Genomic DNA, 13,304 nt, shown 5'->3' with positions numbered 1-13,304 from the left:
ACGTCTTCTCTAGCGCTGACTTACCTTGATAGTAGTGGAAGATGCGCTGTACACCACCTCAGCGACGCTAAATCATCGGTAGGGTTTTCAATGGTGATTTATATAGCTCAAAGTTATTAAAGGAGTTATAAATCATCTAGGTGGAGTATTGTTGTTCCTAGGTGACTACTTTATCTTTGCGTTCTAAGAAAACGCCGACCTATTCCTCTGGCGTATATAAAGATTCCGAGTTAACTGGGAGCTCTGCCGACTATGCCGAATTCGATTTTTTCCGGTTCCAAAGCCCGTAAGGGCCTGTGGTTCAGTGCGCTGGCACTGGCGTTCTCGCTAACAGGGCCGGCTTCTGCCCAGGAGCGTGAGCTTCTGAACTCCTCCTACGATATTGCCCGCGAGCTGTTTGCCGAATACAACGTTCTGTTCCAGGACTACTGGAAAGAAAAAACCGGCGAAACCGTCGATATCCAGCAGTCACACGCTGGCTCTTCCAAGCAGGCGCGCGCCATCCTGCAGGGGCTGGGTGCGGATGTGGTTACCTACAACCAGGTCACCGACGTAAACATTCTGGCCGAGCGCGGCAACCTGATTCCCGAGGACTGGGCATCACGCCTGCCAAATAACAGCTCTCCGTACTATTCCACCATGGCGTTCCTGGTGCGCGAGGGTAACCCCAAGAATATCCAGAACTGGGATGATCTGATCCGCGAAGATGTCGAACTGATCATGCCGAACCCGAAAACCTCCGGTAACGGCCGCTATACCTACCTGGCGGCGCTGGGTTTTGCCCAGGACAAGTTCGGTGACGACCAGGAGAAGATTGATGCTTTCCTCAGCGACCTGCTGGGCCAGGTTAAGGTATTCGACTCCGGCGGTCGTGGTGCCACCACCACGTTTGTGGAACGGGGCCTGGGTGATGTGCTGCTGACCTTCGAATCCGAAGTGAACAACATTCCGGCCCTGAACCCGGACAAGAATTTCCAGGTTGTGGTCCCGAGAGTGAGTTTCCTGGCCGAGTTCCCGGTGACCTGGATCGACAAGAACATCGAGAAGAAGGGCACCGAAGAACTGGCTCAGGCCTACTTGAAGCATCTGTACTCCGAAGAAGCCCAGCGCATGCTGGCTGGATTCAACTACCGGGTGCACAACGAAACCGTGAAAGCGGAAGTGGCTGACAAGTTCCCCGAACTGAAGCTGATGCCGATTCAGGACATCGCCGGCAGCTGGGAAAATGCCATGGAGACCCACTTTGCCAGTGGCGGCAAACTGGACCAGTTGCAGCGTCGCCGCTAAGGGATGCGCAGCTGATTCATGGCCACCACTGACGTTTCGGAGCGCCCGTCAAAGCGGCTGAGCGCTCCCGCCACCCAACGCGTTTTGCCGGGGTTCGGACTGAGCCTCGGCATTTCGCTTTTCTTTATCAGCCTGGTGCTGCTTCTGCCCATCAGCGGCCTGTTTATCCGTGCCGCCGGCATGGGGTGGGAGCAGTTCTGGTTTGTGATCACCGATCCGCGGGTGGTTGCGTCCTATAAAGTCACCGCGCTGGCAGCCCTGGCAGCGTCTCTATTCAACTGCGTGTTCGGCCTGCTGATGGCCTGGGTGCTGGTGCGTTACGAGTTTCCCGGCAAGCGGCTGCTGGATGCGATCATGGATCTGCCTTTCGCGCTGCCAACCGCCGTGGCCGGCATCACACTGGCAACCCTGTTTGCCGAGAACGGCTGGTATGGGCAGTATCTCGCCGATCTGGGTATTGAAGTGGCATTCACACCGCTGGGTATTGTGGTGGCGATGGCCTTCACCAGTGTGCCGTTTGTGGTGCGCACGGTTCAGCCGGTACTGGAGGAAATGGCGCCGGAGGATGAAGAAGCGGCCATGAGCCTGGGTGCTTCGGACATGACGGTCTTTCGGAAAATCCTGTTCCCGACACTCTGGCCGGCTGTGGTGACCGGTGGTGCGCTTTCGTTTGCCCGAAGCCTGGGTGAGTACGGCGCGGTTATCTTTATTGCCGGCAACTCACCCTACATCAGTGAAGTGATCAGTCTGATGATCTTTGTTCGCCTGGAGGAATACGATTTTCCGGCGGCCAGTGCCATTGCCGCAGTGGTGATGACGGTATCGCTGTTGCTGCTCCTGGCGATCAACGTCTGGCAGGGGCGCTATCTCAAGCGCCTGCACGGAGGTTAGGGTATGGCTGCGCGTAAACATCGCCGCGTTGGCGACAGCCCTCTGGTTCGTCGCACTCTGATCGGAATCGCCGTCGGCCTGACGGTGCTTCTGCTGTTCATGCCCCTGGTGCTGATTTTTGTGCAAGCGTTTGCCGAGGGCTGGGCCGGTTACGTCAGCAATATTCTCAACGAGTACACGCTTCATGCCATTGGCCTGACGCTCGTGGTTGCGCTGCTCACGGTCCCGTTGAATATGGTGTTCGGCGTGTTTCTGGCCTGGCTTGTGACCCGCTTCCGGTTCCCCGGGCGCAAGTTGCTCACCACATTGATTGATATCCCGTTCGCCGTTTCGCCTGTGGTTGCCGGCCTGCTTTTCCTGCTGCTCTACGGCAGCAATGGCTGGGTGGGGCAGTGGCTCGGTGAATACGACATTCAACTGATGTTCTCCTGGCCCGGCATCGTGATGGTCACCGTGTTTGTGACCTGTCCGTTCGTGGCCAGAGAACTGATCCCGCTGATGCAGCAACAGGGTCGGGAAGAGGAAGAGGCCGGCGTGGTGCTGGGCGCGTCCGGCTGGCAGCTGTTCCGGCGGGTGACCCTGCCGAATATCCGCTGGGCGCTACTTTACGGCGTGATCCTCACCAACGCCCGGGCTGTAGGCGAGTTCGGTGCCGTGTCGGTGGTCTCGGGCAACATCCGGGGCGAGACCAATACGCTGCCGTTGCAGGTAGAGCTGCTTTACCAGGATTACAACACCGTGGGCGCCTTTGCAGCTTCTTCGCTGCTTGCAGGCATTGCGCTGATCACGCTTGTCGTCAAGGCCATCGTTGAATGGCGTCAGAGTCGTAACTAAGGGTTTCCAATGAGCATCGAGATACAGGGTATCAACAAGTTTTTCGACAAGTTCCAGGCCCTGCATGACATCAATCTGACCATTCCGGATGGCCAGCTCACGGCGTTGCTGGGCCCTTCCGGTTCGGGCAAGACCACGCTGCTGCGGATCATTGCCGGCCTGGAAACTCCCGAAGAGGGCAGAATCCGGTTCAGCGGCAAGGATGTGACCGATCTGCATGTGCGGGACCGGCGTGTGGGGTTTGTGTTCCAGCACTATGCGTTGTTTCGTCACATGACAGTGGCCGAGAACGTGGCCTTTGGCCTCAATGTGCTTCCGCGCAAGGAGCGCCCCGGCAAGCCCGAGATCCGCAAGCGGGTAAAAGACCTGCTGGAAATGGTTCAGCTGGAACACCTGGCCGACCGTTACCCCGCGCAGCTTTCAGGTGGGCAGAAGCAACGCATCGCCCTGGCGCGGGCCATGGCCATGCGCCCGGAGATTCTTCTGCTGGATGAGCCCTTCGGGGCGCTTGATGCCAAGGTGCGAAAAGACCTTCGCCGCTGGCTGCGCAGCCTCCACGATGAGCTGCATTTCACCAGTGTGTTCGTGACCCACGATCAGGAGGAGGCCCTGGAGCTCTCCGATCAGGTGGTTGTGATGAGCAATGGCCGGATTGAGCAGGTTGATACACCCCTGGAGCTTTATGGTCGCCCGGACAGCCGGTTTGTATTCGAGTTTCTGGGGCAGGTTAATGTGCTGTCTGGCAAGATCCGCGATGGTGTCATGCGCCAGGGTGACGCCTGGATTCGACTGCCCGAAGGCTGTGAAAACGATGACGCGCAGCTCTACCTGAGGCCCCACGAAGTGCGCCTCACCCAGTCTGCCAGTGACGAGGCCCATCTGCCTTTCCGGATCGAGGCAATCAACCTGATCGGTGCGGAAGTTCGCATCGAACTCAAGCCCGATGGCTGGGAGTGCGAGGAGCTCTGGGAGGTTGGCATCAGCCATACCGAGTTTAACGCCCGTCAGCCCCAGCGGGGTGACCGCTGCTTCGCCGTGCCGGATGTGGGGCATCTGTTCTGCGAACATGCGGTGGAGCCCAAGACCCTCGAGTGGCGTTAGTGCCCTGATCGTTGGAGCAGGGCGCCAGCCATCATCTATAGTTTCCTGATGAGGGGCCGTTGCCCCCGGATTACTCGTTCGACGTAATCGGCGTATCCCACTTTCGGGTGGGAACCATCAGGAGGATGTAATGCCACTACCCGCCCCGTTAACGGAAAACCAGGTCTACCACGGTTGCCCCGAAGACAAGCTGGATTTCATCACTACCGAAGACCTGCAGGATCTTGAGCGTCCGTATGGTCAGGACCGGGTACTGCGGGCGCTGGAATTTGGTGCCGGTATTCAGGCAGACGGTTTCAATCTCTTTGTTCTCGGACCCTCCGGTGCCGGCAAGCACGAGCTGGTCGAACGCTTTCTTTGCCTGCATGCGGCAAGCCAGCCGGTCCCGCCGGATTGGTGCCATGTCTACAACTTCCAGTTTTCAGAGCGGCCACGCGCCATTCGACTGCCGGCCGGTGAAGGGCGGCAATTCAAGAAACACATGAATGAACTGGCAGAGGAGCTCCGAACAGCAATCCCTGCTGCCTTCGAAAGCGAGGAATACCAGGCCAGGTTGCAGGAACTCCAGGAAGAAATGGCCAAGCGTCAGCATCAGGGCCTGTTTGATATCCAGGAAGAGGCGAACCGGAACAACATTGCCATGATCACCACGCCGGCCGGCTTTACCTTTGCCCCGATGCGCAAGGGCGAGGTGATCGACCCGGAGGAATACAAGAACTTCTCGGACGAGGAGAAAGCGCTGGTCGAATCCAAGGTTGAGGAGCTTCAGAAAAAGCTTCAGCAAACCATCCAGCAGATACCCAGGATGCGGAAGGAGGTCAGGGAAAGAGTCCATGCCCTGAATGAAGAAATGGTGCAGCTGACCCTGGGCGGCCCGATTGGGGAGTTGAGGGAAAAATGGTCCCACCTGCAGGATATCGCCGAGTACCTGGATGCCGTTCGTGAGGATGTGGTCGAGCACGCCGAGGCTTTTCAGGATACCGATAACGGGCCTCCGGCGGGCCTGTTGGCAAGGTACAAGGTCAATTTGCTGGTCGATAATGCCGAGACGGCCGGAGCGCCCGTTATCTACGAGGACCTGCCGAACCATCAGCATCTGGCGGGGCAGATTGAACATCGGGCCCGGCAGGGTAATCTCTATACCGATTTCACGCTGATTCGTGGCGGTTCCATGCACCGGGCCAGTGGCGGCTATCTGATCATTGATGCGCGCAGGGTACTGACACAGCCGATGGCGTGGGAAAGCCTGAAGCGGATCCTGTCCTCCGGTGAGGTTCGAATCGAGTCACTGGAGCGGCTTTACGGGTTGGTGAGTACCGTCAGCCTGCAGCCGGAGCCTATTCCGGTGTCGGTCAAGGTGGTTCTGCTCGGGGACCGGATGCTCTATTACCTGCTGTCCCACTATGATCCGGACTTTCTGGACCTGTTCAAAGTAGAAGCGGATTTCGAGGACGACCTGGACCGCAATGAAGAATGCTACGAACTCTACGCGCGCATGATCGCCACCATGGCCCGGGGCCTGAAAATGCGACCGCTGGAGCGAAGCGCCGTGGCCCGGCTGATTGAACATGCCAGCCGGCTGGCAGCAGACCAGCGCAAACTGACCGCCCACGACCGGGTGCTCCGCGACATTCTGAGCGAGGCAGACCACTGGGCGGGACAGGCCGGGGCCGATACGGTTGAAGCCAGCCATCTCCAGCAGGCCATTGATGAACGGGAATACCGGGCCAGCCGGGTCCGGGAACGAAGTCGCGAGCAAATCAGCCGGGGTGTGGTGATGATAGCCACCACCGGCGAGGAGGTGGCTCAGGTAAATGGCCTTTCGGTGCTCAGACTTGGGGCGTCGATGTTCGGGCAGCCTACCCGGATTACCGCCACGGCCCGTCCCGGTAAGGGGCAGGTGGTGGATATCGAGCGGGAGGCCAAACTCGGCGGCCCCATTCATAGTAAGGCCGTGATGATATTGTCCCGATTCCTGGCGAGCCGGTATGCAGGCGATGGTGAACTGTCGCTTTCGGCGAGCCTGGCCTTCGAGCAATCCTACGGTGGTGTCGAGGGCGATTCCGCTTCGGTGGCAGAAACCTGTGTGTTGCTGTCTGCCATTTCCCGAGTCCCACTCAAACAATCCTTCGCGGTGACAGGGTCCATGAACCAGCATGGTGAAGTTCAGGCTGTGGGTGGCGTGAACGAGAAGATCGAAGGCTTTTTCGATGTCTGCAAGGGGGCCGGCGATGTCCGCGGGCAGGGCGTTCTGCTGCCCGCAAGCAATGTTGAACATTTGATGCTGAGAGCCGATGTAAGGAAGGCGATCGCTGAAGACCGGTTCCGGATCTATCCGATTTCAGGCATCAATGAGGCAATTGAGCTGCTAACCGGTCTTGAGCCCGGAGAACCGGATAGTAATGGCGAGTTCCCCGAGAACAGCTTCAATCACCGGGTTGCCGAACGCCTGGAGAAGTTCGCGGAGGCCAGCAAGAAACGGGACGAGAACGGAGAAGCGAACAGCAGCGGAGGCAAGGATCGTGACTGATAGTCCAGCAGACCAGGCTGATCCCGGCACCACAACCGGTCGTGTACTGGTACTTCTCGATGGTTCCAGGATGAGTTACGCCGCCTTGCAGGCTGCGGTCGGGATTGCCGCGAATACCGGTGCCGATGTGCTCGGTGTGTTTGTTGAGGAGCTGAATCAGCTGCGAAGCGCCGGCTATGGTTTTGCCCGCGAAGTGGGCGGTTCGTCCGGTATCAGCCGCCCCCTGGCTGCTGGCGACGTTGAACAGCGCATGCAAAGGTTGGCGAGCGAAGCCCGCCGTGCTCTTGCCGGTGCCGTCGCGTCATACGGTGGCAGGCAATCCCTGAGTGTCGCCCGGGGCCATGTGATTGATGAGGTGCTGGCGCTCGCCGGCCCTCAGGATCTTCTGGTGCTGGGCCGCGTTGGTTGGTCCTCCGAGCCCGGTGCGCGCTTGGGCTCGACGGCAAAAGGGCTGGTTCGTCGTTCCCGGGGAAGGGTCTTGCTCTGGTGTGAAAGTCGGGCCGAACCTTTGGGCAGGGTTGTGGTGTTTCTCAATGACCATCATGGCGCTAACGGCCGCGCTGTCCAGGCAACCGCTGAGGTGGTTCGTCATTCCCACCGGCCCGTGACACTACTGTTGGGCGCTGACTCGACGGTCTCAGCCGACGATCTTAAAGGCGTCGCGCAGGACCTGGGTATTCAGGAATCGGAGCTTCGTGTAAGGTCTCTGCCCTCAACGGATCCGGCTGTTGTGGCCGGAATTCTACGACAGGAAAGGGCGGTAGAGCTGGTGCTAAGCCGGGAATGCACACTGCTCCAGGAGCCCGGCGCAGAGCGATTGCTGGTGGCCCTGAACCTTCCCGTCACGGTCACGCCCTGAATCCCATCGGTTGCTCCATAGGTCTTTATTAGCTGATGTTTATAGATGTTCTCTCCATTGTTGGACTGACCGTCCTTGCCGGCGCCTGCATTCCACTGGGCGGACTGCTCGCCAGCTTTGAACGGATCCGACCCAATTGGCTGGAGCAGGAGTTTCGCCATTTCGTGATCGCGCTCGGTGGCGGCATCCTGCTTGGCGCGGTCGCTGTGGTTTTTATTCCGGAAGGCCGATCCAGCATGGGAGGATCCCTTCTTGCGATTCCGGCTATTCTTGCGGGCGGGCTCATATTCTTCCTGATAGAGCGGGTTCTCGGTTTGAAACGCCGTGAATCTCCGCAGCTCCTGGGCGTGATGCTGGATTTTATTCCGGAAGCTGCCGCGCTGGGCGGGCTCGCCGTGGTGAACACCGAGATTGCGCTGCTCATGGCGTTACTCATTGCCTTGCAGAACTTGCCGGAAGGGTTCAACGCCTATCGGGAGTTGCTTTACCTGAAAGGCCATAGCTCACGAAAGACGCTGGTCTTTATGAGTAGCCTGGTGATCACAGGTCCGGTGGCCGGCCTGTTTGGCTATTTCTTCTTGTCGGAGCGCCCCGTATTACTGGGCTCACTGATGCTGATGGCTTCCGGGGGTATTCTGTACCTGATTTTCCAGGACATCGCTCCTCAGTCGAGGCTTGACCGGCATTGGGGGCCACCTCTGGGAGCGGTCCTTGGGTTCTGTATTACCCTGTTCAGTCATGACCTGGTGATCTAGGCCATGACTTGAGTATCAGGCAATCTTCCGTGCATCTTCCTTGCGCAGGATTTCCTCGACGTCCTCTGCTGACAGCGTTTCCTTTTTCAGCACGGCTTTGGCCAATGCGTCCAACTGGTTTCGGTGCTCGGTCAGGAAGTCGAGGGTTGCCTTCTCGAGGGCCAGGAGCTGGGACTGGATTTCCTCGTCAATCATTTCAGCCATCTTTTCGCTGAACTCCCTCGGCATGCCCATCTCCCGGCCCAGGAAAACATGTTCCTCGCCGATGTTCAGGCCCAGCGGGCCGATCTTTTCGCTCATGCCCCACTGGCCGATCATCTTGCGTATCAGCGCGGTGGCCTCCTTGAGGTCGTTCTGGGCGCCGGTACTGACTTCTCCGTAGATCAGCTTTTCCGAGCAGCGACCGCCAAGCATCACCTTGATGCGATCCTTCAGGTAGCTTTCGGTGTAGGTGTAGTGATCTTCCCGGGGGGTTTGTTCCGTCACTCCCATGGCCATGCCGTGAGGAATGATGGTCAACTTGGTAAGCGGGTCCGCGTTCGGCATATAGTAGGCCATGATGGCGTGGCCACACTCGTGGTAGGCAACGGCCTCACGCTCCTGCGGGTTCAGCTTGGTATCCCGTTCTTCACCGAGAATAATTCTGTCCCGGGCCAGATCAAAGCAATGGGCATTCACCTCATGCAGGCTTTCGCGGGCTGCGGTGAGCGCCGCTTCATTTACGAGGTTCTTGAGATCCGCCCCGGAAAAGCCGATGGTGCGTGCGGCCAGTTGATCCAGGTCGACATCATTCGCTAGGGGGACCTTTCGCACGTGAACGGCCAGGATCGCCGCGCGGGCCTCCTTGTGGGGGCGGTCGAGAGTGATCTTGCGGTCAAAACGGCCCGGGCGGAGCAGGGCACTGTCGAGTACGTCCGGCCGGTTGGTGGCAGCCAGTACCAGAACATTTTCGTGAGCCTCGAAACCGTCCATTTCCGTGAGGATCTGGTTCAGTGTCTGCTCTCGTTCATCATGGCCACCACCCAGGCCCGCACCACGTGATCGGCCAATGGCATCCAGTTCGTCGATGAAAATCAGCGCCGGCGCGTCTTTCCGGGCTTCCTTGAACATGTCCCGAACCCGCGCGGCGCCGACACCCACGAACATCTCGATGAATTCCGAGGCGCTGATGCTGTAGAAGGGCACTTCGGCTTCGCCGGCGATGGCCCGGGCCAGTAGTGTTTTGCCGGTGCCCGGCGGACCGACCAGAAGCACGCCCTTGGGCATGACGGCACCCAGTGCCCGGTATTTTTCGGGAGATTTCAGGAAATCGATGATCTCGGCAATTTCCCGCTTGGCGGATTCAATGCCGGCCACGTCATCCAGGGTGGCGGTAGAGGTTTCCTTGTGGGCCCGCCGTGCCTTGGAGCGGCTGAAATCAAACGGGCCGCCACCCTGTGTCATGCGTTTCTGCGCCGCACCCCAGAACCAGAACATCAGCGCCAGCAGCAGGATCCAGGGCAGGAAGCCGCGAATCATTTCCTGCCACCAGGGCAGACCTGATGGCGTGGCCCGAATGGTGACACTGTGCTCTTCAAGAAGGTTGAGCAGCGACGGGTCTTCCATGGGCGGGCGGATGGTATGGAAACCGGGCGTGCTGGTGTGGGGTGGGCTGTCAGAGCTGAAATCGGCTGCACCGCTGTCGGTGAACAAGCCGGTAATGGCTTCTTCTTTCAACGTGACTTCTGCCACCTGATTGTTCACAACAGCCGTCTTGAATTCCGAGTAGGCGAGGTCCTGAAGCCGCGGTTGTCCGCCATCCTGCAGCCAGAGCACCATCAGGAAGATGGCAGCGCTCAGCCAAAGGAACGCATACTGGTTCGGAATGACCGGTTGTTGGTTCTGATCCGGTTTCTGTTGCTGGTTGTCTGGCCCACTCGGTGCTGTCATTTCGGTCTCCGGTCGCCCTCCATGATCTTCGCCACGAAGACAGATTTGCCGTAGGTCTCGAACGACCATTTCATGGTGTCCGAGAGCACGCCCATAACCTCATCATAGTCGCCGAAAATCTCGGTGCTCATTCGCCCCGGATAGACTTCCAGTCCGGTCTGCTCCAGGCGCGCGATCAGGTCTTTGATTGGCTGCTTGTACTCCTCTTTCAGGGGATAGCAGCTCAGTTGTACAGAAAGATACATAAAGCCTCCATTCAGGTCAGTGACCCTGGTCAATTGCCCGTTAATAGCCCATGGCCGACGAAGTGCTCCTCCTCGGGTCCGCGCCACCATTGAGAACACCCTCTTCGTCAATCAGGATGCTCTGGATGGCGCCCATGGCTGATCCACCGACCACCGTGTGCCCCCGCTCCTGCAGAAGCCGGATGGTGTCGGGGCTGATGCCCTGTTCGATCCGGATTTCATCCGGCAGCCACTGGTGGTGCATGCGCGGAGCGCTCACGGCGGTCTGGATGTTCATTCCATGATCAATCACATTGAGGATCACCTGCAAGGTGGTGGTAATGATCCGGGAGCCTCCGGGGCTGCCGGTCACCAGAACGTTCTTGCCATCCTTCTTAACGATAGTGGGCGACATGGAGCTCAGCATGCGTTTGCCGGGCTCGACCTTGTTGGCTTCGCCACCGATCAGGCCATAAGCGTTGGGCACACCGGGCTTGGCACTGAAGTCGTCCATTTCGTTGTTAAGCAGGAATCCAGCGCCTTCCACCGTAATGCCGGATCCATAACTGAAATTGATTGTGTAGGTGTTGGACACGGCGTTGCCCCATTTATCCACCACGGAAAAATGGGTGGTTTCAGGGCTTTCCCAGGCAGCTGGCTGGCCGGGATTGATGTCGCTGGCCGGTCGTGCCCTGTCTGGATCAATGCCTTTGCGCAGTTCTTCTGCGTAGCCTTTGCTGGTTAACCCCGCCAGCGGCACCTCCACATAATCCGTGTCGCCGAGGTATTTTGAACGGTCCGCGTAGGCCAGTTTCATGGCTTCGGCCATGTGATGAATCGCATCAGCGGAGTTATGGCCAAACTCGGCCATCGGGAAGCCTTCCAGGATATTCAGGATCTGGACAATGTGCGTGCCGCCGGAGGAGGGCGGCGACATCGAGAAAATATCGTACCCGCGATAGTTGCCGTGAACCGGCGCCCGGACAACCGGGCGATAGTCTTTCAGGTCCTGGTGCGTGATGAGGCCGCCATTCCGTTCCATTTCGCTGGCAATCAGATCGGCGGTTTCGCCTTCGTAAAAGCCTTTCACGCCGTTGTCGGCAATGCGCTGGAGTGTTGCCGCCAGTTCCGGCTGTCGAAAGCGTTTCCCGGGCTGCCAGGCGCTGCCGTCTTCCCTATAAAAGGTGTCACGGGTGGCGGGCCATCGCTCGAGTCTCTCCCGGGCCTGCTCCAGACCTTCAGTAAAACGCTGGGGCACTACGAAACCGTCTTGGGCCAGTTTGATGGCCGGCGCCAGTGCCTGCTTGAGGGTAATGGTGCCGTGCCGCTCCAGCGCCAGTGCAAGGCCGGCAACTGTGCCCGGAACCCCTGCGGCCAGGTGGGTAAAACGACTGCGGTTCCTGACCACCTCGCCGGATTCGTCCTGGAACATGGTTTCTGTGGCGGCAGCGGGCGCTTTTTCGCGATAATCAATGGCTTCCGGATCTGATCCGTCGCCCCTGGAAATCAGCATGAAACCGCCACCGCCAATGTTGCCGGAACGGGGCTGGGTGACAGCGAGTGCAAAACCGGCGGTAACGGCTGCATCGATTGCATTGCCGCCGTTTTTCAGCACTTCCAGAGCCACCTCGGTGGCCAGTGTATGGCTGGTGGCAACCATGCCCTGGGTTGCGGTAACCGGGTGAAACCGCTCACCCTCGAGAATGGCCTGTCCGAAGGCCGGCGCGGTGGTGATGAAAAAGGTCAAGGCGGCCGCAATCGAAAGGCGGCCTGAGCGCCCCGTGGCGAGGTTTTTGATTGTGCGTTGGTAGAGGCCTCTGTCCATATCTCCATTCCTCGTTTCTGGCGTTCAGATAGGCTATGATAGCCGGTCATTTTCATAGGTGCGTACCGTTAACCTGCCGTTAATGTCGGCGGTGATTCCCCGACGCACCTGCTTTCCCGGATTTCAGTTAAGGAAAGGCTTTCATGGAGCATACCTATCGTCTTGTGATTTCCTGCCCCGACCGGGTGGGAATTGTCGCCAAGGTGAGTAATTTTCTGTCGACATACAATGGCTGGATTACCGAGGCGAGTCACCATTCCGACACGCAAACCGGCTGGTTTTTCATGCGGCACGAGATCAAGGCCACCTCGATTCCGTTCGGTCTGGACCAGTTCCGCGCCGCGTTTGAGCCGATTGCCCGCGAATTCAATATGAACTGGCACATTGCCGACTCGGCCCAGCCCAAGAAAGTCATCCTGATGTGCAGCAAGGAATCCCATTGTGTGGCTGATCTGCTGCACCGCTGGCACAGCAAGGAGATCAATGCCGAGATCGTGGCGGTCATCTCCAACCACGACGACCTGCGCCGGATGGTGGAGTGGCATGAGATTCCCTACCACCACGTGCCGGTAAGCAAGGAAAACAAAGAGGAAGCTTTCGCCCATATTGATGAGCTGTTCCAGAAATATGAGGCCGATGTGGTGGTGCTGGCGCGCTACATGCAGATCCTTCCTGGCGAGCTCTGCGAGAAATACTCCGGCAAGGTGATCAATATCCATCACAGCTTCCTGCCGTCTTTCGCCGGTGCACGCCCCTATCACCAGGCCTACAGCCGCGGTGTTAAGCTGATTGGTGCCACCTGCCACTACGTGACTCAGGACCTCGACGAGGGCCCGATCATCGAGCAGGACGTTATCCGGATCACCCACAGCGACTCTATCGAGGATATGGTTCGCCTGGGTAAGGATGTGGAAAAGAACGTGTTGGCCCGGGGCCTGCGCTCACACATTGAAGACCGGGTGATCACCTACGAAAACAAGACAGTGGTGTTTGATTAAGGCTGCCTCACAGTTGCCCCGGAAAGGGTGCGACTGTGGTAGACTTGGCGGCTTGTTGAAGAATAACTATG

11 protein-coding genes are annotated in these 13,304 nt (G+C 58.5%); 8 read left to right on the top strand and 3 right to left on the bottom strand.

The window, feature by feature from the left end:
* Positions 1 to 252 precede the first annotated feature (252 nt).
* The 7 genes from cysP to AC13DD_RS07845 all read left to right on the top strand — a co-directional run bounded on the left by cysP (position 253) and on the right by AC13DD_RS07845 (position 8,257).
* Positions 253 to 1,287 carry a thiosulfate ABC transporter substrate-binding protein CysP gene (cysP, locus tag AC13DD_RS07875; RefSeq protein WP_008172090.1) on the top strand — a complete coding sequence of 345 codons (1,035 nt, stop codon included), beginning with the start codon at positions 253 to 255 and terminating at the stop codon, positions 1,285 to 1,287.
* Between the two features lie 18 nt (positions 1,288 to 1,305).
* Positions 1,306 to 2,178, top strand: a complete 873-nt coding sequence (cysT, locus tag AC13DD_RS07870; RefSeq protein ID WP_482931045.1) for a sulfate/thiosulfate ABC transporter permease CysT — start codon at positions 1,306 to 1,308, stop codon at positions 2,176 to 2,178.
* 3 nt (positions 2,179 to 2,181) lie between these two features.
* Positions 2,182 to 3,012, top strand: coding sequence for a sulfate ABC transporter permease subunit CysW (cysW, locus tag AC13DD_RS07865; RefSeq protein WP_053114946.1), 831 nt, complete (start codon positions 2,182 to 2,184; stop codon positions 3,010 to 3,012).
* Positions 3,013 to 3,021: 9 nt separating this feature from the next.
* Positions 3,022 to 4,113 carry a sulfate/molybdate ABC transporter ATP-binding protein gene (locus tag AC13DD_RS07860; RefSeq protein ID WP_405419213.1) on the top strand — a complete coding sequence of 364 codons (1,092 nt, stop codon included), beginning with the start codon at positions 3,022 to 3,024 and terminating at the stop codon, positions 4,111 to 4,113.
* Positions 4,114 to 4,243: 130 nt separating this feature from the next.
* On the top strand, positions 4,244 to 6,643 hold the full coding sequence (locus AC13DD_RS07855; RefSeq protein WP_482931044.1) for a Lon protease family protein: 2,400 nt from the start codon (positions 4,244 to 4,246) through the stop codon (positions 6,641 to 6,643).
* Positions 6,636 to 7,502, top strand: a complete 867-nt coding sequence (locus tag AC13DD_RS07850) for a universal stress protein (protein ID WP_482931043.1) — start codon at positions 6,636 to 6,638, stop codon at positions 7,500 to 7,502. The genes AC13DD_RS07855 and AC13DD_RS07850 overlap by 8 nt, the downstream gene beginning before the upstream one ends.
* 35 nt (positions 7,503 to 7,537) lie before the next feature.
* Entirely contained in the window at positions 7,538 to 8,257 is a 720-nt protein-coding gene (locus AC13DD_RS07845) for a ZIP family metal transporter (protein WP_062784806.1), read from the top strand.
* Between the two features lie 15 nt (positions 8,258 to 8,272).
* On the opposite strand, the gene ftsH is transcribed toward AC13DD_RS07845, so the two are convergent.
* From ftsH to ggt, 3 genes are read right to left on the bottom strand one after another with little or no spacing between them, the layout of a single operon-like run.
* Complete coding sequence (gene ftsH / locus AC13DD_RS07840) at positions 8,273 to 10,186, bottom strand: ATP-dependent zinc metalloprotease FtsH (RefSeq protein WP_104271406.1); 1,914 nt, start codon at positions 10,184 to 10,186, stop codon at positions 8,273 to 8,275.
* A complete protein-coding gene (locus tag AC13DD_RS07835; protein WP_014576785.1) occupies positions 10,183 to 10,431 on the bottom strand; it encodes a thiamine-binding protein in 249 nt (82 codons plus the stop codon). The genes ftsH and AC13DD_RS07835 overlap by 4 nt, the downstream gene beginning before the upstream one ends.
* A 40-nt stretch (positions 10,432 to 10,471) precedes the next feature.
* Complete coding sequence (gene ggt / locus AC13DD_RS07830) at positions 10,472 to 12,235, bottom strand: gamma-glutamyltransferase (RefSeq protein WP_008172072.1); 1,764 nt, start codon at positions 12,233 to 12,235, stop codon at positions 10,472 to 10,474.
* Positions 12,236 to 12,378: 143 nt separating this feature from the next.
* Between ggt and purU the strand changes: the two genes are divergently transcribed.
* The gene (gene purU / locus AC13DD_RS07825) at positions 12,379 to 13,233 is read left to right on the top strand and encodes a formyltetrahydrofolate deformylase (RefSeq protein WP_008172070.1); all 855 of its coding nucleotides are present in this window, start codon (positions 12,379 to 12,381) and stop codon (positions 13,231 to 13,233) included.
* Positions 13,234 to 13,304 lie beyond the last annotated feature (71 nt).

This window comes from Marinobacter sp. L-13 (assembly GCF_056857715.1).
This window is presented reverse-complemented; position numbering and strand designations above follow the sequence as displayed.

Excerpts from the sequence above, each read along its gene's own strand:
- cysT (WP_482931045.1), top strand. The coding sequence starts at position 1,306 with ATGGCCACCACTGACGTTTCGGAGCGCCCGTCAAAGCGGCTGAGCGCT.
- cysP (WP_008172090.1), top strand. The coding sequence starts at position 253 with ATGCCGAATTCGATTTTTTCCGGTTCCAAAGCCCGTAAGGGCCTGTGG.
- AC13DD_RS07845 (WP_062784806.1), top strand. The coding sequence starts at position 7,538 with ATGTTTATAGATGTTCTCTCCATTGTTGGACTGACCGTCCTTGCCGGC.
- ftsH (WP_104271406.1), bottom strand. The coding sequence starts at position 10,186 with ATGACAGCACCGAGTGGGCCAGACAACCAGCAACAGAAACCGGATCAG.
- AC13DD_RS07855 (WP_482931044.1), top strand. The coding sequence starts at position 4,244 with ATGCCACTACCCGCCCCGTTAACGGAAAACCAGGTCTACCACGGTTGC.
- AC13DD_RS07835 (WP_014576785.1), bottom strand. The coding sequence starts at position 10,431 with ATGTATCTTTCTGTACAACTGAGCTGCTATCCCCTGAAAGAGGAGTAC.
- ggt (WP_008172072.1), bottom strand. The coding sequence starts at position 12,235 with ATGGACAGAGGCCTCTACCAACGCACAATCAAAAACCTCGCCACGGGG.
- purU (WP_008172070.1), top strand. The coding sequence starts at position 12,379 with ATGGAGCATACCTATCGTCTTGTGATTTCCTGCCCCGACCGGGTGGGA.
- AC13DD_RS07860 (WP_405419213.1), top strand. The coding sequence starts at position 3,022 with ATGAGCATCGAGATACAGGGTATCAACAAGTTTTTCGACAAGTTCCAG.
- cysW (WP_053114946.1), top strand. The coding sequence starts at position 2,182 with ATGGCTGCGCGTAAACATCGCCGCGTTGGCGACAGCCCTCTGGTTCGT.